The sequence below is a fragment of the Stenotrophomonas nitritireducens genome, from assembly GCF_001700965.1.
Lineage (GTDB): Bacteria > Pseudomonadota > Gammaproteobacteria > Xanthomonadales > Xanthomonadaceae > Stenotrophomonas > Stenotrophomonas nitritireducens_A.
Genome location: NZ_CP016756.1, coordinates 20,975 through 41,634 on the forward strand (window position 1 = coordinate 20,975; position 20,660 = coordinate 41,634).

Sequence of the window (20,660 nt, forward strand, 5' to 3'; positions counted from 1 at the left end):
CATGCTTGGTCGCCTCATCGAGTGGTCGGTACGCAACGTCTTCCTGGTGCTGGTGATGACGCTGGCGATCGTCGTCGGCGGCATCTACGCACTGATGAACACGCCGCTGGACGCACAACCGGATCTGTCGGACGTGCAGGTGATCGTGTTCACGGAGTACCCGGGGCAGGCGCCCCAGGTGGTCGAGGACCAGGTCACCTATCCGCTGACCAGCGCCCTGCTCGCGACGCCGAAGTCGAAGGACGTCCGCGGCTTCTCGTTCTTCGGCGCCTCCTTCATCTACGTCATCTTCGAAGAAGGCACGGACCTGTACTGGGCGCGCTCGCGCGTGCTCGAGAACCTCAACGTCGCGTCGAAAAACCTGCCGGCTGGCGTGGCACCGGCACTGGGACCCGACGCGTCCGGCGTGGGCTGGGTCTACCAGTACGTGCTGCAGAGCGACCGCCACTCGCTGGACGAGCTGCGCGCGATGCAGGACTGGTACCTGCGTTACCAGCTCACCACCGCGCCCGGCGTGGCCGAGGTCGCCAGCGTCGGCGGCTTCGTGCGCCAGTACTCGATCACCGTCGATCCGGTCCGGCTGCGCGAGTTCGACATCCCGATTTCACGCGTGTCCGAGGTGATCGCCGAGAGCAACCGCGACGTCGGCGGCCGCGTGATCGAGATGGCCGAGACCGAGTACATGGTGCGGGGCCGCGGCTACCTGCGCGGTATCGAGGATATCGAGAGCCTGGTTCTGCGCGCCGAAGGGGGCGCACCGGTGCTGATCGGCGACGTCGCCCGGGTCGAACTGGTACCCGATGAGCGCCGTGGCATCGTCGACCTGGACGGCGAAGGCGACGTTGTGGGCGGGATCGTCATTGCGCGCTTCGGCGAAAACGCCCTGGCCGTGATCGGGGGGGTGAAGGACAAGATCGCCCAGCTTGCGAGTGGACTCCCCGAGGGCGTCAGCGTCCAGGCGGTCTACGACCGCTCCGATCTCATCGTGCGCGCGATCAAGACGCTACGCACGACGCTGCTCGAGGAGAGCCTGATCGTCGCACTGGTGTGCCTGGTATTCCTGTTCCATGCGCGCAGCGCGCTGGTCGCGATCGTCATGCTGCCCGTCGGCGTGCTGATCGCGGTGATCGCGATGCGCATGCTGGGCATGAACTCCAACATCATGAGCCTGGGCGGCATCGCGATCTCGATTGGCGTGATGGTCGACGCGGCGATCGTGATGATCGAGAACGCGCACAAGCACATCGAGCGCTCCGACGGCTCCCGCAGCCGGACCCAGCTGATCATCGATGCCTGTCGCGAGGTCGGGCCGGCGCTGTTCTTCAGCCTGATGATCATCACCGTCTCGTTCCTGCCCGTGTTCGCCCTGGAGGCTCAGGAAGGTCGCCTGTTCAAGCCGCTGGCCTTCACCAAGACCTTCGCGATGGCCGGTGGCGCGCTGTTGTCGATCACGCTGGTACCGGTACTCATGCTGCTGTTCGTGCGCGGCAAGATCGTGCCCGAGCACAAGAATCCGGTGAACCGGTTCCTGGTTGCGGCCTATCGGCCGGTGATCAACGTCGTTCTGCGGCATCGCATGGCCACAATCATGTTTGCGTTGGTCGCCCTGTTTGCAAGCCTGTGGCCTGCATCGCGGCTGGGCAGCGAGTTCATGCCAACCCTCAACGAAGGCACGCTGCTGTACATGCCCGCGTCGCTTCCGGGCATGTCGGTGACCAAGGCCTCGGAGCTGCTGCAGCAGCAGGACCGGATCATCAAGGGCTTCCCGGAAGTGGAGTCGGTGTTCGGCAAGGCGGGCCGTGCCCTGACGGCCACCGATCCCGCACCGCTGGAGATGTTCGAGACCGTCATCAACCTCAAGCCCGAGGACGAATGGCGGGACGGCATGACCACCGACAAGCTCATCGCCGAGATGGACGCGGCGCTGAAGTTCCCGGGCGTCGCCAACTCCTGGACGATGCCGATCAAGGCGCGCACCGACATGCTGGCCACCGGCATCCGCACGCCCGTGGGCATCAAACTCTTCGGCACGGACCTTGAGCAACTCGACGCGCTGGCCACCGAGATCGAAGCCGTGGTGCGCGAAGTGCCGGGCACGACCAGCGCGTTCGCCGAACGCCTGACCGGCGCCTACTACCTCGACATCACCCCCGACCTTGGCAGCCTGGCCCAGTACGGCGTCACCCTGGGCGAGGTGCAGAACGTGGTGGCCGCCGCGCTGGGCGGCGAGATCGTCACCACCATCCTCCAGGGCCGCGAACGCTTCAGCGCAATCGTGCGCTATCCCCGCGAACTCCGCGACGATCCGCACCGGATAGGCAGCCAAGTCCTTGTGCCGGTGCCCGGCGGCGCCCAGGTGCCGCTGGGCGAACTGGCGCGGATTGAGGTCAGGAAGGGTGCGCCGAGCATCCGCACCGAGAACGCGATGCTGGCGGCGTACATCTACGTCGATACGCGTCAGAGCGATTTGGGCCGCTACGTGAAGGCGGCGCAGGAAGCGGTCACCGAACAGGTGCAGTTCCCACCGGGCTACTACGTGACCTGGAGCGGTCAATACGAGTACATGCAGCGTGCCGCCGAAAAGATGCGCGTCGTCGTCCCGGTGACGTTGGCGCTGATCTTCCTGCTGCTGTACCTCAACTTCCGCCGCGTCACTGAGTCGTTGATCGTGATGTTGTCGGTGCCGTTCGCGCTGGTCGGCGGTGTGTGGCTGATGTGGCTGCTCAACTACAACGTCAGCGTCGCCGTGATCGTCGGCTTCATCGCGCTGGCCGGCGTCGCCGCGGAAACCGGCGTGGTGATGCTGATCTACCTCGACCACGCACTTGAAGCGCGTGCCGCGCAGAGGCAGGCCGAAGGCCGGGCACTGGATTCACGGGACCTGCGCGAGGCCATCATCGAAGGCGCGGTCGACCGCGTGCGCCCGAAGATGATGACCGTGGTCGCGATCATGGCGGGCCTGCTGCCGATCATGTGGAGCAGCGGCACAGGCTCGGAAGTCATGCGCCGCATCGCCGCGCCGATGGTGGGCGGCATGGTGTCGTCGACGGTGCTGACGCTGGTGGTGATCCCGGCACTGTACTCGTTGATCAAGCAGCGGCAGCTGGCCAGGAAGCGGCCAATGGCTGCTGCGCTGCCGGCGGACGTGTCGTGATGTGGCCGACCTTCAACGCGCCAGGGCAAAGGCGGTCCGCGTGTTCGTTGACCCAAGATTATCGCTGCGGGAGCACTCGATGCCTTGGTGTGGATGGAGGCGTGTCAGCCGAGCTTGACCTGTGTGCGGGACACAGGTCTAGCGTGATCACCATCTTTCCTGGAGCGCGCCAATGATGGGCAAAGACGAAGCAGCGCCGCAGCTGATGACGGTACGCCAGCTGGCACAGCAGGGGGACGTCACGGTGCATGTGGTGCGCAACTATCTGCGGCGCGGCCTGCTGCAGGCGGCCACGCATACCGAGGGCGGGTATCAGCTCTTCTCGGCTTCGGAGCTCCAGCGCCTGCACTTCATTCGTACGGCACAACAGCTCGGCTTCACACTGGCCGAAATCGAGGAAATCATCCGCCACAGCCTGCAGCGACATAGTCCCTGCCCGCTTGTGCGGGACATCATCCGGCGCAGGCTCGACGACACCCGCCAACAACTGGACAGGCTGCTGGCCATGCACGGCCGGATGGAGGGTGCCATTCACGCCTGGACGAAGCTTCCGGACTCCGTTCCGACTGGCAATGACGTCTGCGCATTGATCGAAGCCGTAGCCGCGGCGGAAGGCGGGAAGTTCGTCAGATCCACCCCGCGACGCCTTCTCGGACGCCTCACTCAGGAGAATTTGCCATGACTGCCCCCCGCTCTCCAACTGCGTCGGGGTCCCGACGCTGGGTCTTCTGGATCTTCCTCGCGCTGGCCGTGTTCTATCTCGGCGTCGAGCACCGCGCCCACCTCGCCGGAACGCTCCGCTGGTTGCCGTTGGCCATCCTGTTTCTGTGCCCGCTCATGCATGTGTTCATGCACAAGGGACATGGCGGACATGGAGGCCACGGGCAAGACGGAAATGCCGATGCCCCCACCGGTGGTGGTGATGACGGCGGTCGCAAGCGGGTACAGACCGACGAGACATCCGACACCTCGACCGGAGGGCACTGACATGCATGCACCTGACGCTGGCTACGGACTCTGGCTCCTGGCCGCCATCAACGCCGCGTTCTTCATCTTCTTCGCCTGGAGCTTCTACAAGCCGTTGACCCGGTGGGACTGGCGGGGGTTCGGGATGTTCTCCGCCTTCGTCGTGGCCCTGTTCGCCGAAATGTATGGCTTCCCGCTGACGCTGTACGTCTTGGGCGGCTGGCTCAGCGCCAACTATCCGCAGGTGAACTGGCTCAGCCATGACGCGGGCCATCTGCTGGAGATGTGGTTCGGCTGGCGCGCCAACCCGCATTTCGGTCCATTCCACATCGCGAGTTTCGTGTTTATCGGCGGAGGGTTCTGGTTGTTGTCGGCCGCCTGGCCCGTGCTGTATCGGGCACAGCGTGAGGGCCGGCTCGCCCGGGAGGGCGTGTATGCGCGCATGCGCCACCCGCAGTACGTCGCCTTCCTGCTCGTGCTGACCGGTTTCCTGCTGCAGTGGCCCACGCTGCTCACGCTCGCCAGCTATCCAGTGCTCGTGTGGGCCTATGCCCGCCTGGCGCGTCGTGAGGAAAAAGACTGCTTGAGCCGCTTCGGCGACGACTACGTCCGCTACATGCAGGAAGTGCCGGCCTTCATCCCGCGACGCCGGCGCGGCCCCGCTCCATCCCAAGGAGAAACCCGATGACGCACGTCCACAAACCCACTGTGCGCACGCGCACCTGGCCCATCGGCGACATGGTGAGTGCCGGCTGCGCGCGCACGCTGGAGAAGGCCGTGGCCGCGCTGCCTGGAGTCAACGCCACCAGCGCGAATTTCGCTACCGCGACCCTGCAGGTGTCCTACGACCCGGCCCGCCTGTCGGCGGGCGCGGTCGCCACCGCGATCCGCGACTGCGGCTTCCAATGCAACGCGCCGATGCCCGATGCCGACCCCGCCGCAGGCGCGCACGCCCATGCTGCGCATGCCGGGCACGGACAGGAATTGGCCGCAGAGCGCCCCGCTGACGCCCACGCCGGCCACGGCGATGACGCCACGGATGCCGGGGGCCACGACGCCCATGCGGGCATGAACCACGGCAGCGATCTGCACGCCGCGGCGCGCGACATGGGCCGCCGCTTCCTGGTCGCCCTCGCCTTCGCGATCCCGGTATTCGTGTGGTCGCCCATGGGCGGGCTGATAGAGCCGCCGCCGGTGCCGTTCGGACTGCGCGAGAACGTCTGGTTGTTCCTGCTGGCGACCGGCGCCGTGCTGTATCCGGGCTGGCCATTCTTCAGCGCCGCGATCCGGTCCCTGCGACGGGGTGTGCTGGACATGGCGGTCCTGGTGCTCCTGAGCGTGGGCACAGGTTACGGTTTCAGCATCGCGTCGACGTTCTTCTTCGACGGGCCGAACTTCTACGAGGCCTCGGCCGTCCTGCTGACCTTCGTCCTGCTTGGCCACTGGCTCGAGATGCGGGCTCGCGCCGGCGCCTCGGACGCCATGAAAGCGCTGCTGAAGCTGTCCCCACCCCGCGCGGTCGTCCGGCGCGAGGGGCAGGAGCTCGACATTCCCACCGCTGAAGTGCTGGTCGGCGAGACCGTGATCGTGCGGCCCGGGGCGAAGATCCCGGTCGATGGCATCGTGACGGAAGGCAGCTCTCAGGTCGACGAATCCATGCTGACCGGCGAGTCGATGCCGGTGCGCAAGGATCCCGGAGAGTCCGTCGTCGGCGGATCGATCAACAAGAGCGGCGCATTCGCCTACACCGCCACCAAGATCGGCAGCGACACGGCACTGGCGCAGATCATCAAGCTGGTCCAGACCGCGCAGAACTCCAAGGCGCCCGCGCAGCTGCTCGCCGACCGCGCCTCGCAATGGCTGGTGCTGGCTGCGATCGTGATCGGGCTGCTGACCTTCGCGGTCTGGTTCTGGTGGCTGGGACAGCCGCTGCTGTTCGCGCTCACGCTGACGATCACCGTCTTCGTCATCGCCTGCCCCGATGCACTCGGTTTGGCCACGCCGATGGCGATCATGATCGGCACTGGCCTGGGGGCACGACACGGCATCCTCTTCAAGCATGCCGAATCGATTGAGAAGAGCGCACGCCTGGACGTGGTGATCTTCGACAAGACCGGCACCCTGACGGTCGGCGCCCCCGAGGTGGTCGACATGGCGGTCGCGCCGGGCTGGACGCAGGAGCGGTTGCTGGCCGCGGCCGCCGCGGTCGAGGCGCACTCCGAGCACCCGCTGGCGCAGGCCATCCTGAAGCGTGCCGGTCCGGTAGCCGAGCGCGCTACCGCGTTCACCAACATCGATGGCCAGGGCGCTACCGGCGTGGTTGACGGGGTGCAGGTGGTGCTGGGCAACCGGATCCTGATGGTCGAGCACGGCATCGACCTCTCGGTATTGGAAGCGGAGGCTGCGCGCCTCACCGGTGCCGGTCGCACGGTGATCTATGCCGGGGTGGGTGACCGGCTCGCAGGCTTCTTCGCGATTGCCGACGCGATCCGGGAGACCTCGCGCGCGGCCATCGACGAATTGCACCGGCGCAACATCAAGGTGGCGATGATCACCGGCGACAACCGCCCCACGGCCGAGCGCGTGGCACAGGACCTGGGAATCGACATCGTGCTGGCCGACGTGCTGCCGGGCGGCAAGGCCGATGAGGTCATCAAGCTGCAGTCGCAGGGCCTCAAGGTCGGCATGGTGGGCGACGGCATCAACGACGCACCGGCGCTCACCCAAGCCGACGTTGGGTTCGCGATCGGCGCCGGCACCGACGTCGCCATCGAGAGTGCCGACATCGTGCTCATGCACAGCGACCCTTATGACGTCGTTCGCGCGACCACCATCGCCCACGCCACTCTGCGCAAGATGCATCAGAATCTGGGCTGGGCCGTGGGCTACAACGTGCTGGCCTTTCCGCTGGCGGCCGGTGTGCTCTATCCGTTCGTGCTGTCGCCAGAAATCGCCGCGCTGTCGATGTCGGGCAGTTCGGTGATCGTCGCCCTCAACGCGTTGCTGCTCAAACGCCTTCCACTGGCGGATGCCGCCACCCCTCGCAGCCCATCTAAGGAGTCCACACCATGAATACGGTCACACACGTCGCCCATTCCAGACCCCGAGGTACCAATCGCAGCCATTGGGTCGCCGCACTGGCCCTCGCGCTCGCGTTCGCATTGCCGGGGGTCGTCTCCGCGAACGAGGGTGGGTTCCGCCACAACGTGTTGATGCGCGGCCAGGTGCTGGAAAAGCAGGACGGAACGCTTGTGGTCTGTGTCGGGCAGGCCGACGGTGCCCAGGTCGGGCAGGTGCTGGACGTGATCCGGCACAAGCGCCGTATCCGGCATTCGCGGGCCGGCGGTCCACGCTACCGCCGCGAGAACGTTGGCCAAGTGCGCATCGTCGAACTGTTCGACAGCCACTACGCGGAGGCTGAAGTGATCTCCGGGAGCCCCAAGGTCAACGACACAGTGGAGCTGATCCGCCCCTGACAGGCGCGCGGGCGATGCAGATGCGCCTCGGCCCTCGCCATGCCCTCCGCAATCACTTCCCTTCCAGGACAGGAGCCACACCATGACAGCGTCTTCCAACCCCACCCTGCAATTCCTCGGTGCCGCGGGCACCGTGACCGGCTCGCGCTACCTGGTCGAGGCCAACGGTCAGCGCGTGCTCGTGGACTGCGGCCTGTTCCAGGGCTACAAGCAATTGCGCGAGCGCAACTGGGCTCCGTTTCCCGTCGAGGCGTCATCAATCGACGCGGTGGTCCTGACCCACGCCCACCTGGACCATTCGGGCTACTTGCCCGCACTGGTCAAACAAGGGTTCCGCGGCCGGATCCACTGCACCCATGGCAGCGTGGCCCTGTGCGGCCTGCTGCTTCCCGACAGCGGACACCTGCTCGAAGAGGAGGCCAAGTACGCGGCCCGCAAGGGGTACTCCAAGCACAAGGAACCACGGCCGCTTTATACCGAGGATGACGCCCGCCGCAGCCTGAAGCAGCTCAAGGGGCATGACTATGGTCGCGACATCGAGGTCGCATCAGGCGTCACGATCCGCTTCCATCCTGCCGGCCACATCCTGGGCGCTGCCCATGTCAGCCTTGACGTCCAGGGCCAGCGCCTGCACTTCAGTGGCGACCTGGGACGGCAGCAGGAGTCGCTGATGAATCCGCCGACGCCCCTGCCCGCCTGTGACGTCCTGGTCTGCGAATCCACATATGGCAATCGGGAACACATTCCGATCGACCAAGAAGCCGAGCTGGCACCGATCATCCGCCGCGTTGCCGCCCGCGGGGGCGTGATCGTCATTCCCGCCTTTGCCATCGGCCGCGCCCAGGCGCTCATGCTGCATATCGCCCGGCTGCGTGAGCGCAAGGACATCCCTCGCGTGCCGGTCTACCTCAACAGCCCGATGGCGATCAACGCGACCCGGCACTACCACGACCACCACTCCGAGCACCACGTGTCCGACGAGGACTGCCAGCGGATGTTCGACGTGGCCACCTTCGTCAACACTGTAGAAGAGTCGAAGGCACTCAACCGCCAGCGCGGGCCGATGATCATCATCTCGGCCAGCGGCATGATCACCGGCGGGCGCGTGCTGCACCACATCGAGGCGTTCGGCCCCGATGACCGCAACGCGATCCTGCTCGCGGGCTACCAGGCCGGAGGAACACGCGGTGCCGCGCTGGCGGCAGGCAAGCGCACGTTGCGCATGTTCGGCCGCGAGGTCCCCATCCGCGCCGAGGTGGTGCAGCTGGAGGGCTTCTCCGGCCACGCCGACGCCGGGGAGCTGCTGGACTGGATGCGCACCGCGCCGTCCGCGCCGCGCATGGTCTACCTCACCCACGGCGAGCCCGACGCTGCAGACACGCTGCGCGGGCGCGTGCAGCGTGAACTGGGCTGGCGTGCGCGCGTGCCGGGGCACCTGGAGCAAGTCGGATTGGAGGATGCGAGATGACCACGCAGGCCCCGGGCCACACCCGCCTGCGCGTCACCCGTGCCGGCATCGACACCTACCAGCAGCCGGTGGTCTATATGCACCGCGACTGCGAGGTCTGTCGCTCGGAAGGCTTTGCCGCGATGACGCGCGTCAGGCTGGACGTGGACGCCCGCACGCTGGTGGCGACGCTGAACGTGGTCATCGACGATCGGCTCGGCCTGGACGAGGTGGCGTTGTCGGAGGCCGCGTGGACGCTCCTCGATCCCGCGCCCGACGCCCTCGCCGGCGTCAGGCACGCGGAACCCGCGGCGTCGGCGGGCGCGCTCCGTGCCAAGGTGTTCGGCGCCCGGTTGGACGACGCGCAGTACTTCGCCCTGGTGCAGGACGTGATGGAAAGCAGGTTGTCGGACCTGGAGCTTGCAGCTTTCGTCACTGCCAGCGCGGGTGACCGCCTGGACCATGCGGAGACGACCGCGCTGACGCGAGCCATGATCTCCGTGGGCCAGCGCCTGGACTGGGGCGAAGGGCCGGTGCTGGACAAACACTGCGTAGGTGGCCTGCCGGGCAATCGCACCACCCCGATCGTGGTGGCCATCGTGGCTGCGCTGGGCTACCGCATCCCGAAGACCTCGTCGCGCGCGATCACGTCGCCCGCGGGCACCGCCGACACCATGGAAGTGATGGCGCCGGTGGCGCTCGACCTGGCGGCGATGCGCCGGGTGGTGGAGCGCGAGGGCGGCTGCATCGTGTGGGGTGGCAACGTGCGCCTGAGCCCGGCCGACGACATCCTGATCCGGGTCCAGCGCCCGCTGGATTTCGACAGCGACGGCCAACTGGTCGCCAGCGTGCTGTCGAAGAAGATAGCCGCGGGCTCCACCCACGTCCTGATCGACATGCCGGTGGGTCCGACGGCCAAGGTGCGAGGTGAGGCCGCGGCCCACAGCCTCGGCACGCGGCTTGCCCACACCGCGGGCGCGCTGGGATTGCAGTTGGGCATCCATCGCTCCGACGGCACCCAGCCGGTGGGTCGGGGAATCGGCCCGGCGCTCGAGGCGCACGACGTGCTCAAGGTGCTGCGCAACGCGGCCGATGCACCCGCCGACCTTCGCGAACGCGCACTTGCGCTGTCCGCGGCGCTGCTGGACATGGCAGCGGGCAGCAACGCCGGCACCGGACTGGAGCGCGCGCGCGGCGTGCTGGATTCCGGGGCGGCGCTGGCCAAGTTCCTGGCGATCTGCGAGGCCCAGGGAGGCTTCCGCGAACCGCCACGGGCGGCGTTCACCGCCGACGTCCCGGCGCCTGCATCGGGCCGCATCGCGGCGATCGACAACCGCAGGCTGGCCAAACTGGCCAAGCTGGCCGGCGCCCCGACATCCCCCACCGCCGGCCTCGAAACCGGTCTGCGGATCGGCGATACGGTCGAGCGCGGACAGCCCATGATGACCCTGCATGCGGAGTCGCCGGGAGAACTGGCCTACGCCCTGGAGCACGCCGCGACGCTGCAACCCTTTGTGCTTGGAGAGGTTCCATGACCCGTGTGCTGATGCCCTTCCCGGCCGATGCAGTGTTGGCCGGCACCATCAACCAGCCCCTGCAGGCGCGCATTGCACCCGTGGCCTGGCGGCACTTCCCCGATGGCGAGTCGCTGGTCACCCTGGACGACGCACTGGACGGCGCCGATGTGGCGATCCTGGCCAGCCTGCGCAACGCCGATGCCCTGGCCCTCCCGCTGCGCTTCGCCGCCCGGACCGCGCGCGAGTTCGGGGCTCGTTCGGTCGGCCTCATCGCACCCTACCTGGGGTATATGCGCCAGGACACCCGCTTCCATCGCGGCGAGGCGGTCAGTACACCGCTGTTTGCGCAATTCCTCGAAGAGGCTTTCGACTGGCTGGTGACCGTGGACCCGCACCTGCACCGCGTCGAGCGCCTGCAGTCGCTCTACCGCATTCCGACGGTCCACGTATCGGCGACGCCGGCCGTGGCCCGCTGGATCGCTGAGACCGTCCCCGACGCTGTGCTGATCGGCCCTGACAGCGAGAGCGAGCAGTGGGTAGCGGACATCGCCGCCCTGTCCGGCATGCCCTACCAGGTGCTGGCCAAGGAGCGGCACGGCGACTACGACGTGCGCGTCAGCCTGCCCGACCCGCAGGCCGTGGCGGGCCGGACCCCGGTCCTGATCGACGACATCGTGTCGTCCGGCCACACCATCCTGGAGACCCTCGCACACCTGCGCCGGTTGTCGTTGCCGCCGCCACTGCTGGTCGCCATCCATCCGGTGTTCGCCGGCGATGCCTATGCCCGCCTGCAGGAAGCAGGTCTGGCCCGCATCGTCAGTACCGACACCATTGCCCACCCGTCGAACGCGATCGCGCTCGGCGCGGACCTCGCTGACGCGGCATCGACCCTGATGTCCGCTTCGGCCGACTCCCCGGAGGACCCATGAACCTGCATCTCAACTGCTGCACCGCCGACCAGCTGTCGGCCGCCGAGCGCCAGCGGACCCTTGAACTCGCCGACGCCCACCGGCGGGCCGATCCCGCGTTTGACCATTGGGCGGCCGGCTACGGCGTGATCCGACATGACCCGCTCACCCAGCTCCGGGTCCGCCAGATGGTGCACGAGCTGGTGGCCCTGGGCCGCACGCCCGATGCCGGCACCGCCTGGCAGCGGCTCGCCGCGGCCGATCGCGTCACCAGCGCCGGCATGTGGCTGGTGGCCCACATGACCTACAGCCAGCGGGTCCGCACCGACGGCGCGGCCCTCGAGGCCGATGACTTCAAGGCCACGCCCGAAGGCCACACTGGCGGGTCCCTCAACATGGTGCCGGCCTACGCCGGCTACCTGCTGATGGACGCCCTGGATGGCGTCACCCGCGCATGGATGATGGGCCAGGGGCACTGCGTGGCCGCCATCGACGCGCTGAACGTGCTGGTTGGCAACATGACCGCCCGGCACGCCGAACGTTACGACCGCTCCGACGCGGGGCTGAGCCGGTTCGTCGGCGACTTCTATGCCTACACCCTCAATCCGGACGGAACACCGGCGTCGCCCCTGGGCTCCCACGTCAATGCGCACACCGCCGGGGGCGTGATGGAAGGCGGCTATCTCGGCTTTGCCGAACTGCAGTACGTGCATGCACCGCTCAAGGACGAACGCCTGGTGGCGTTCCTCAGCGACGGTGCGTTCGAGGAACAGCGCGGCAGCGACTGGGCGCCGCGCTGGTGGCGTGCCGAGGACAGCGGGCTGGTCAGCCCGATCATCATCCTCAACGGGCGGCGCATCGAACAGCGCAGCCAGATCGCCCAGCAGGGCGGCGAGCGGTGGCTGGACCGGCACCTGCGATTGAACGGCTTTGATCCGATCGCGCTGGACGGGCGCGATCCGGCCAGCATCGCGTGGGGTATCCATGTGATGGAGTCGCGCCTGCAAGCGGGCGCCGCCGTTCCCGATGCCGACGTGCGGCTGCCCTATGGCATTGCCGAAACCGTGAAGGGCTTCGGATTCCCCGGCGCCGGGACCAACGCCTCGCACAACCTGCCCCTGCCCGGGAATCCGTCGAAGGAGGCCGAGGCACGCGCGCTCTTCAATCAAGGCGCCGCGGCGCTGTTCGTGGCCGCGTCCGAGCTCGAGGAGGCTGTTGCCGCACTCAACAGCCACGACCTCCAGCAGCGCGTGCGCGAGCGCGACCATGCGCTGGCCGATCGCCAGGTGGAACCGCCCCGCGTCCCGGCGATCGCCGACCGCGGCGCCGGCGGCGAGAGCTCGCCGATGACCGCGCTCGACGAGCAGTTCGTCGCCATCGCCGAAGCGAACCCGGGGCTGCGCGTGCGCGTGGGCAATCCTGACGAGCTGCGCAGCAACAAGCTCGATCGCACCCTGGACGCAATGAAGCACCGGGTGCACGAGCCCGAGCCCGGTGTCGCGGAATCGACCACTGGCGCGGTCATCACCGCGCTTAATGAGGAAGCCGTGGTATGCGCCGCGCTCGGCAACAAGGGCGGGCTGAACCTGGTGGTCACCTACGAGGCGTTCGCACCGAAGATGCTTGGCGCCGTGCGCCAGGAATTGATCTTCGCGCGTCACCAGGCACAGGCGGGGCGACCGCCCGGCTGGCTGGGCGTGCCTCTCGTGCTGACCTCGCACACGTGGGAGAACGCGAAGAACGAGCAGTCCCATCAGGATCCGACCATGGCCGAGGCGCTCCTGGGCGAAATGGCCGACATATCGCGCGTGGTGTTTCCCCCGGACGCCAACGGCGCCGCCGCGGCCCTCGCCCACGCCTACGCGCAACGCGGCACGGTCACCACCCTGGTCGTCCCCAAGCGACCGGTGCCGCACGAGCTGACACCGACGCAGGCGCAGGCGCTGGCCACCCAAGGTGCGCTGTGCCTGGCCGGCAACCCGGCGACAGCGGCGATCCTGCTGGTCGCCACCGGTGCTTACCAATTGCAGGAAGTGCGCCACGCGCAGGTGCGCCTCGTTGAACGTGGCGTGTCGGCCGCGATCGTCTATCTCGGCGAGCCCGGCCGGTTCCGCACGCCGCGCGATCCGGACGAGGCGCGGTACGTGCACTCCGACAGCGAGGTCCATGCACTGTTCCCGGCGGAACGGCCGCGCATATTCGTCACGCATACGCGGCCCGAGCCCTTCCTGGGCGCGCTGCGCCGGCTCGACACTGGCCCGGCCACGACCGCGGCGCTCGGCTTCGTCAACCGCGGCGGCACGCTGGACGTGCCGGGACTGCTGTTCGCCAACCGCAGCACCTGGGCGCACGTGGTCGATGCGGCCGCGGGCGTCCTCGGCCAGTCCCGGGGCGGCCTGTTGTCGGAAGCGGAGCTGGCGGCAGTGGATGGTCGGGGCGATCCGGCCACGATCCTGCGTCCTGCAAGTGGGTCGACGCCATGAGTTGTCCAACCGGGAGCGCGCGTTGATGGCGGGCACGGTGCGGCGCGGAGGCCAGATTGCCTGGGCGGGACTCAAGCTCGGCGTCGCCGTGCTGCGCCTGCGCCGACGTGCACCCGACCTGCTTCCGGCATACGTCAGCACCACACTGGTGGGGTTGGGCACCACCTTCGTCAAGCTGGGCCAGGGCTTGAGCCTGCGCTGGGACCTGCTGCCGGCGCCCTATCGCGAGGCGCTGTCGCGATTGCACAGCGATGTGCCCCCCTTCCCGGCGGAGGAGGCCATGCGTATCGTCGAACAGGCGTTTGGCGCGCCGGTCGGCGAACTTTTCGCCAGCTTCGATGACAAGCCCCTGGCCGCGGCTTCAGTGGCCCAGATCCATCCAGCGCGCATGCATGATGGTCGCGATGTGGTCGTCAAGATCACCCGCCCCGGGATCCATGCCCAGGTGCAGGCGGATCTGCTGCTCCTGCGGCGCACGATGCGCGTCGCCCAGTGGATCTGGCCGCCACTGAAACGCCACCGGCCGCTCGAACTGGTGGACGAACTAGGCGCATTCCTGCGTGACGAGATCGACATGCGTCACGAGGCGCAGAACATGCGGCGCATGGCCAAGGTGCTGGATGCCCTGCCCGGCATCACCCAGCCGCACGTCGTCGAGCCGTATGCCACCCGCAACGTGCTTGTGCAGGATCGAAGCCACGGGACCCGTCTGGAGGCCGCGTACGGCACAGCGGCCGCTCCCGCACTGGCAAGGGCGCTGCTCGGTGCCTACGTGCATCAGCTCTTCGGCGCCGGCGTCTTCCATGCCGACCCGCACCCGGGGAATCTGTTCTTCTTTGACGACGGTCGCCTGTGCCTGCATGACTTTGGATCGATCGGCGTGCTCGACCCTGCATCCCGGCTCGCGCTCGGCGGCATGGTCGAGGCCATTGCGGCCGACGACGCCGAGGGCGTGCTGGATGCAGCGATCGCCATGGGCTTCTTCCCGTCGCAGGTCGACCGCCGCTCGCATGTGCGCGAGATCCACCTGATCCTGGCCGAGATGGCCAGCCGTCCGCTGGCGCAGTGGTCCATTGCCGAGGCAATCTGGCGCGTGGCACGCATTGGGCAGGGCGCTGGCTTCCGGCTTCCGGCCCACCTGCTGTCCCTGATCCGGACGCTGTTCCTGGTCGAGAACACGCTGCGGGCGCTGGATCCGAATCTGGACCTGCTGGGGACGCTGTCCGCGCAGGCGGCCGCGATCGCCGACATTGCCGAAGCCAGCCGCCCCAGCGGCAACAGGCCGCTTGCCATGCGGCTGGCCCGCACTGCGCGGCAACTGCCACAGATCGCCACCGACCTGTTGCGGCAGGCGCAACTGAGCGACGGACGACCCGCCTTCTCCGTACACCACCATGGCCTGAGTTCCACGCAGGAGGCAATCGCGCGCACGGGCAACCGGCTGGCGTTGGCCCTGGTCACCTTGGGCCTGTACGTAAGCGGTGCGCTGTTGAGCCTGCATTCCGACGGCCCGCAAGTGTTCGGTCACATGCCTTTCCTGGCTATGGTGGCTTTCGCTGCTGCGGGATTGCTCTCACTGCGGCTGGTGATGGCCATCGCCAGATCGGGACACTTGTAACAGAACACTGATCTATCTCCCCGCTGGTGCCCGGCGCATCAGTGCATCCAGGAAGGCAGACCCATGACGCAACACAATCATCATCATCAAGATCATCAGGCGCACGGCGAGCAACCGCCGCATCCCCGCACGGGTGCTGAAGGTGACGTCCATGCCGGGCACGACAAGCATGCCGGCCACAGCGTGGCGAGCTTCCGCGACAAGTTCTGGCTCACGCTGCTGCTGACCATCCCCACTCTGATCTGGAGCGGGATGATCCAGCATTGGTTCGACTACACCGCACCACAGTTCCCGGGGTCGGCGTACATCCCGGCGGTGTTCGGCACGATCGTGTACTTCTACGGCGGCTCGCCGTTCCTCCGCGGCGGATACCACGAGCTGAGAAATCGCCTGCCGGGCATGATGACGCTGATCTCGCTTGCGATCACCGTCGCCTTCCTTTACAGCGCGTTGGTCACGCTCGGCGTTGTCGAGGGCTTGGACCTGTGGTGGGAGCTGGCGACGCTGGTGGCGATCATGTTGCTCGGCCACTGGATCGAGATGCGTTCGATCAACCAGGCACAGGGCGCTCTCAAGGAACTCGCGAAGCTGCTGCCTGATATGGCGGTGCGGTTGGATGAGGCCGGTACCGCGAAGGAAGTCCCTGTCGCGGAACTGAAGCGCGGCGACCTGCTGCTCATCAGGCCCGGCGCGAGCATTCCCGCCGACGGCGTCGTGAAGGAAGGGACCAGCGCCGTCAACGAAGCGATGATCACCGGCGAGTCCAAGCCGATGGACAAGTCGACGGGCGACCGGGTGATCGCCGGCACCGTCAACGGACAGGGCTCGTTGCGTGTCGAGGTGACGGGAACCGGCGACGAGACCGCGCTCGCGGGTATCATGCGGCTCGTCGAGCAGGCCCAGACGTCGCGCTCGCGCGCCCAGGCCCTGGCGGACCGGGCGGCGTTCTACCTCACGATCATCGCCATCGTCTCCGCCGCGGTTACCGCCATTGTCTGGCCACTCCTCGGTCGACCGTGGAGCTTCACGATCGAGCGCGTAGTGACCGTGCTCGTGATCGCCTGTCCCCATGCGCTGGGTTTGGCCATCCCGCTGGTGACCGCCATCTCGACCACGATTGGCGCACGGAACGGCCTGCTCGTGCGCGATCGACGCGGCCTGGAAGAGGCCCGTTTGCTGAACACGGTCGTGTTCGACAAGACAGGCACGCTCACGCTCGGTTCGCACCGCGTCGTGAAGACCACTGCCGCCGATGGACTCACCGACGACGAGGTGCTTCGCGTGGCCGCGTCGGTCCAGCGCGACGCTGAACATCCGATCGCGCAGGCGCTGATGACCAGCGCCAAGGAACATGGCATCGACGTTCCGATGTCGCAGGACTTCGAGTCCATGCCGGGACGCGGCGTGCGCGCAGTCGTCGAGGAGCGCTCGCTTCACGTTGGCGGGCCGGGTCTGTTGAGAATGCTCGCGGTCGAACCGCCGGAGACGCTTCGGCGGGCTGCCGAATCAGCGGCAGCCGATGGTCAATCTGCAACCTACCTGGTGGAAGGCGACCGGGTGCTCGCCGTATTTGCGATCGCGGATGCCATCCGTCCCGAATCGTTCGACGCGGTCAAGCGGCTGCACGACGAAGGACTGGAGGTTGTCCTGCTGACGGGTGATTCCACGGCGGTCGCAAACGCGGTCGCGAAGGAACTCAACATCGACACCGTCTTCGCCGAGGTATTGCCCGAGGACAAGGTGGCAAAGATCGAGGAGCTGCAGGCCCAGGGCAAGCGCGTCGCGATGGTGGGTGACGGTGTCAATGACGCTCCGGCGCTGCTCACGTCCGACGTCGGCATCGCCATCGGCACAGGGACGGACGTCGCGGTCGAGGCCGGCGACGTCGTACTCGTGCGCAGCGACCCGCGCGACGTGCCAGCGATCATCGAATTGAGCAAGGCCACCTATCGCAAGATGATCCAGAACCTGTGGTGGGCCGCCGGCTACAACATCGTCGCCATCCCTCTCGCCGCTGGCGTTCTCGCCGCATGGGGGATCCTGCTGCAACCTGCGCTTGGGGCAGTGCTCATGTCGCTGAGCACCGTCGTTGTGGCAATCAATGCGCAGTTGTTGCGCCGGGCGGTGCGGTCCCCATGAACATGATTCGGGGACACCTGTGACCACGCGCAGGCTTCTTGCACTCAACGTTGGCTCGTCCACCCTCAAGGGCGCGTCCTATCTGTTCAACACTGAGGGACACGGCGCGCAGTCTCGTCTGCTCGAGCGCTCCCGGGCCGAAATTCCAGTCGGCGTGGATGCGCAGGAGCGCCTTGCCACCCTGCTCGAGGCATTGTCGGAGCCGTGGCCCAGCCCCGACGTGGTGGTGCACCGAATCGTACATGGCGGTGACCTGCACGACGCCCGCGAGCTCGACGAAACCGTGCTCGCGAAACTGGATGCATTGGTGCCGTTCGCACCCTTGCACCAGCCGGTAGCCCTCGCTTTCGCGCGTGCCGCGCGCATGCGTTGGCCGCACGCGCGCCAAGGCGTGGCCTTCGACACCGACTTCCACGCGTCGCTCGCGCCCTGGAGCCGGCGCTTGCCTGTCCCTGAAGCATGGGATGCGCTGGGCATCCGCCGCTACGGTTTCCATGGACTCGCCTTTGCCTCCGCGCTCCGCATAGTGGCCAGCCACGACGCTGGAATCCTGAAGGGCCGCGCTGTCTTCGCGCATCTGGGGGGTGGCTGCAGCGTCTGCGCCGTCGAGGGCGGCCGCAGCCGCGACACCACCATGGCGCTCACTCCGCTGGGTGGAATCCCGAGCCCTACCCGCTCCGGAGATCTCGATCCCGGCGCGTTGCTGTATCTGCTGAGGCATGAACGCCTGGATGCGCAGGCGCTTGAAAACGGCCTGTACCGCAGTGCAGGCCTTGCCGGAATCGCCGGCCATGGCGACATGCGCGTGTTGCTGACGGATCCCGGCCCGCAGGCCCAGCTTGCCGTGGAGCTCTTTGCAGTCCGGATTGCGCAGTCCATCGCGGCCATGGCCACGGCAATTGGCGGTCTCGACCATGTCGTCTTTTCCGGCGGCATCGGCCATCGCGCGCCGGTTTTGCGGGCTCGCATCGTCGCGCGACTGGCCTGGCTCGGCCTGGCGCTGGCACCTGACGTCAACGATGCTGGAGCCACGCGGATCGACCGCGGGGGCGGGCCGAGCATATGGAACGTCGCGATCGATGAGGAGCGCGAACTGGCTGAATCGGCACTCGCCTGGCTGTAGCCACGACACGCCCCAAGGGTCGGCTCCGGTGGGGAATCACTCCTCGATCCGTGACGACGTGAGCACCGCTGCGAATCCACCACCGGGGGTGCGCATGTTCGTGGTCTGGCCCTGGTACAGCCTGGCCGCGAACAACAGGACACCCGCCTCGGACGCGAAGCAGCGCACATCCGCCTTGAGGGACTGGCCCCCATGCACGATCCGCATGCTCGGTGGCGCGAAGGCCTGTGCGATGTAGGTCGCCGACGCCATAGACGCCCAAGTCCGCCGGGTCAACTTGTCGCCCCGATAACTCCCACGGCTGCCAAACCCTGCTGCAGGCTTGAAGAAATATCCGTTGCGCACTGCCCACAACGCATCCCGGTTCGCGGGCACGAGTTCGACCGTGGGCGGGATCACCTGGCCCAGCAGTGCCGTCGAACCCGCATCGACCCCGAACCCGCCGAGCAGAGCCGGGTCCCCGAGCACCGCAAGGTTGCGCTTGTCGGCAAACAGCGCGTGTGCTCGGGGATGCGGCATCAGCGCGACGTCCCCTGCCAGGTAAGCCTCACGAATGTCTGCATGCGAGGCATCCTCGAGCGCGAAATCGGTCAACCGGTTGTAGACAGTGTCGATTCGACCGTGGGCATCCTCAAGCCCGTCCGAACCAAACGACAAATCCTCGGGAGCGCTGATCACGCAGTCCACGCCATGGTCCCGAAACGCGTTCGCGTACAGCACAAACTCGGGGTAAAGGAACTGCGCTCGCGGAGTGCTGTCCACGATGGCCAGGCGCGACGGCGTGCGCCCGGATTGCTGCCGAGCATCCTCCATCCAGGCCGTGACGGCCGCATCACGCGCTTGGGCCGCGTTGGTCCAGGTGGCCCATGCTGGCGGCGCGCAAGACCGCACGGCATCGAGCAACAAGGCATTGAGGAGCAGACCGCCTGGATTGGTGTTGACCTCGATCAGCCGCGGGCCATCGACCGTCAGGTGAAAGTCCAGACCCAGGACGCCCCCCGCCGAACCCGGATCATGGGTTGCAATGTCAGGGGCCCATTGCAGGACCCGTTGGCTATATCCCGGGTTTCCTGCGACGTCGAAGACCGCCGCCGCGACTCGTCCCATGGCCTCCAACGCGGGCCGATCAACGAACAAGGCATAGGGTGAAAATAAGTGCGCGTGTACGGCGGGATCAGTCGTGAACTCCGGAAAGGCACCCCGGATCGACTCGTGCAGACGGAGGATGTCGACCACTTCGCATGCACACCGCTGGTTGAGCGGCGCGCTTTCCAGGGTGGCACAGTCGATCTCGCAGCCTGTCTGTCCAACTATTATCGGAGTCCGCGGTTCAACCACAACAGGGATTGTTCTGTTGGATCGGTGGACATGGCACTGTTCCGAACGAGCAGAACACACAGCAGTCGCCTTGATGCGGACGCAAAACCGCTCCACAGCCCGTGCACTCATAGAAGAATTGACACGCTGTGATGGGCATTGTCTCGGTCGCCCGATGGCCGCACTCCGGGCAGGTCAAGATGCTTTCCAGCTTGACGTCACTCACCGCCAGTCCGCACCTTGGCCGGGAAGCCTGCTTCCGTGACTGCACGCGCGATTCCGGCTGCATCCGTCTGGCTCGATTCGAACGTCACCGTGACTGTTTCAGCCCGGGTGTCCACCTTCACATCGGCCACGCCCGGCACCTTCTCCAGCGCCTTCCTGATGGTGATGCCGCAGGCGGGACAGGTCATGTTCTCAGCATCGAGCATCACTACGGTTGCGGGCGTCGCAAGAGCGGCACCGACCGACAGAGCAGCCACCAGGGCCAGTATCCACTTGTGCATCGCGCC

At 67.1% G+C, this 20,660-nt stretch carries 16 protein-coding genes; 13 read left to right on the forward strand and 3 right to left on the reverse strand.

Annotation, left to right across the window (positions count from 1 at the left end):
• Position 1 precedes the first annotated feature (1 nt).
• From BCV67_RS00110 to BCV67_RS00170, 13 genes are all read left to right on the forward strand, one after another.
• Positions 2-3,154, forward strand: coding sequence for an efflux RND transporter permease subunit (locus BCV67_RS00110; RefSeq protein ID WP_065867992.1), 3,153 nt, complete (start codon positions 2-4; stop codon positions 3,152-3,154).
• Positions 3,155-3,326: 172 nt separating this feature from the next.
• On the forward strand, positions 3,327-3,836 hold the full coding sequence (locus BCV67_RS00115; RefSeq protein WP_062165800.1) for a MerR family transcriptional regulator: 510 nt from the start codon (positions 3,327-3,329) through the stop codon (positions 3,834-3,836).
• Positions 3,833-4,141 carry a DUF2933 domain-containing protein gene (locus BCV67_RS00120; protein ID WP_065867993.1) on the forward strand — a complete coding sequence of 103 codons (309 nt, stop codon included), beginning with the start codon at positions 3,833-3,835 and terminating at the stop codon, positions 4,139-4,141. Before BCV67_RS00115 ends, BCV67_RS00120 begins: the two co-directional genes overlap by 4 nt.
• A gap of 1 nt (position 4,142) precedes the next feature.
• A complete protein-coding gene (locus BCV67_RS00125) occupies positions 4,143-4,808 on the forward strand; it encodes a methyltransferase family protein (protein WP_062165802.1) in 666 nt (221 codons plus the stop codon).
• Entirely contained in the window at positions 4,805-7,192 is a 2,388-nt protein-coding gene (locus BCV67_RS00130) for a heavy metal translocating P-type ATPase (RefSeq protein ID WP_049404642.1), read from the forward strand. Before BCV67_RS00125 ends, BCV67_RS00130 begins: the two co-directional genes overlap by 4 nt.
• Positions 7,189-7,596: a hypothetical protein gene (locus BCV67_RS19870; RefSeq protein ID WP_049436410.1), complete on the forward strand. Its 408-nt coding sequence runs from the start codon at positions 7,189-7,191 to the stop codon at positions 7,594-7,596. The genes BCV67_RS00130 and BCV67_RS19870 overlap by 4 nt, the downstream gene beginning before the upstream one ends.
• Before the next feature lie 82 nt (positions 7,597-7,678).
• The gene (locus tag BCV67_RS00140; protein ID WP_017357192.1) at positions 7,679-9,064 is read left to right on the forward strand and encodes an MBL fold metallo-hydrolase RNA specificity domain-containing protein; all 1,386 of its coding nucleotides are present in this window, start codon (positions 7,679-7,681) and stop codon (positions 9,062-9,064) included.
• Positions 9,061-10,578, forward strand: coding sequence for a thymidine phosphorylase family protein (locus BCV67_RS00145; protein ID WP_049404647.1), 1,518 nt, complete (start codon positions 9,061-9,063; stop codon positions 10,576-10,578). Before BCV67_RS00140 ends, BCV67_RS00145 begins: the two co-directional genes overlap by 4 nt.
• Positions 10,575-11,489, forward strand: coding sequence for a ribose-phosphate diphosphokinase (locus tag BCV67_RS00150; RefSeq protein WP_017355176.1), 915 nt, complete (start codon positions 10,575-10,577; stop codon positions 11,487-11,489). Before BCV67_RS00145 ends, BCV67_RS00150 begins: the two co-directional genes overlap by 4 nt.
• Complete coding sequence (locus BCV67_RS00155) at positions 11,486-13,951, forward strand: hypothetical protein (RefSeq protein ID WP_017355175.1); 2,466 nt, start codon at positions 11,486-11,488, stop codon at positions 13,949-13,951. The genes BCV67_RS00150 and BCV67_RS00155 overlap by 4 nt, the downstream gene beginning before the upstream one ends.
• A 25-nt stretch (positions 13,952-13,976) precedes the next feature.
• Positions 13,977-15,569: an ABC1 kinase family protein gene (locus BCV67_RS00160; protein WP_017355174.1), complete on the forward strand. Its 1,593-nt coding sequence runs from the start codon at positions 13,977-13,979 to the stop codon at positions 15,567-15,569.
• A 63-nt stretch (positions 15,570-15,632) separates the two neighbouring features.
• Positions 15,633-17,708, forward strand: coding sequence for a heavy metal translocating P-type ATPase (locus BCV67_RS00165; protein WP_082316348.1), 2,076 nt, complete (start codon positions 15,633-15,635; stop codon positions 17,706-17,708).
• A 19-nt stretch (positions 17,709-17,727) separates the two neighbouring features.
• Entirely contained in the window at positions 17,728-18,831 is a 1,104-nt protein-coding gene (locus tag BCV67_RS00170; RefSeq protein WP_036196077.1) for an acetate/propionate family kinase, read from the forward strand.
• A gap of 36 nt (positions 18,832-18,867) precedes the next feature.
• Here BCV67_RS00170 and BCV67_RS00175 read toward each other — a convergent pair whose 3' ends face one another.
• The 3 genes from BCV67_RS00175 to BCV67_RS00180 all read right to left on the reverse strand — a co-directional run bounded on the left by BCV67_RS00175 (position 18,868) and on the right by BCV67_RS00180 (position 20,654).
• Positions 18,868-20,067 (reverse strand): hypothetical protein, encoded by a 1,200-nt coding sequence (locus BCV67_RS00175; RefSeq protein ID WP_017355170.1) that lies wholly within the window; start codon positions 20,065-20,067, stop codon positions 18,868-18,870.
• 94 nt (positions 20,068-20,161) lie between these two features.
• Complete coding sequence (locus BCV67_RS20450; protein WP_080354540.1) at positions 20,162-20,374, reverse strand: GDCCVxC domain-containing (seleno)protein; 213 nt, start codon at positions 20,372-20,374, stop codon at positions 20,162-20,164.
• Positions 20,367-20,654 (reverse strand): heavy-metal-associated domain-containing protein, encoded by a 288-nt coding sequence (locus BCV67_RS00180; RefSeq protein ID WP_017355169.1) that lies wholly within the window; start codon positions 20,652-20,654, stop codon positions 20,367-20,369. Before BCV67_RS00180 ends, BCV67_RS20450 begins: the two co-directional genes overlap by 8 nt.
• Positions 20,655-20,660: the final 6 nt, after the last annotated feature.

Coding starts and splice junctions, on each gene's coding strand:
- BCV67_RS00180 (WP_017355169.1), bottom strand. CDS start 20,654: ATGCACAAGTGGATACTGGCCCTGGTGGCTGCTCTGTCGGTCGGTGCC.
- BCV67_RS00165 (WP_082316348.1), top strand. CDS start 15,633: ATGACGCAACACAATCATCATCATCAAGATCATCAGGCGCACGGCGAG.
- BCV67_RS00115 (WP_062165800.1), top strand. CDS start 3,327: ATGATGGGCAAAGACGAAGCAGCGCCGCAGCTGATGACGGTACGCCAG.
- BCV67_RS00145 (WP_049404647.1), top strand. CDS start 9,061: ATGACCACGCAGGCCCCGGGCCACACCCGCCTGCGCGTCACCCGTGCC.
- BCV67_RS00125 (WP_062165802.1), top strand. CDS start 4,143: ATGCATGCACCTGACGCTGGCTACGGACTCTGGCTCCTGGCCGCCATC.
- BCV67_RS00110 (WP_065867992.1), top strand. CDS start 2: ATGCTTGGTCGCCTCATCGAGTGGTCGGTACGCAACGTCTTCCTGGTG.
- BCV67_RS00130 (WP_049404642.1), top strand. CDS start 4,805: ATGACGCACGTCCACAAACCCACTGTGCGCACGCGCACCTGGCCCATC.
- BCV67_RS00160 (WP_017355174.1), top strand. CDS start 13,977: ATGGCGGGCACGGTGCGGCGCGGAGGCCAGATTGCCTGGGCGGGACTC.
- BCV67_RS00120 (WP_065867993.1), top strand. CDS start 3,833: ATGACTGCCCCCCGCTCTCCAACTGCGTCGGGGTCCCGACGCTGGGTC.
- BCV67_RS00140 (WP_017357192.1), top strand. CDS start 7,679: ATGACAGCGTCTTCCAACCCCACCCTGCAATTCCTCGGTGCCGCGGGC.
- BCV67_RS19870 (WP_049436410.1), top strand. CDS start 7,189: ATGAATACGGTCACACACGTCGCCCATTCCAGACCCCGAGGTACCAAT.
- BCV67_RS00150 (WP_017355176.1), top strand. CDS start 10,575: ATGACCCGTGTGCTGATGCCCTTCCCGGCCGATGCAGTGTTGGCCGGC.
- BCV67_RS00155 (WP_017355175.1), top strand. CDS start 11,486: ATGAACCTGCATCTCAACTGCTGCACCGCCGACCAGCTGTCGGCCGCC.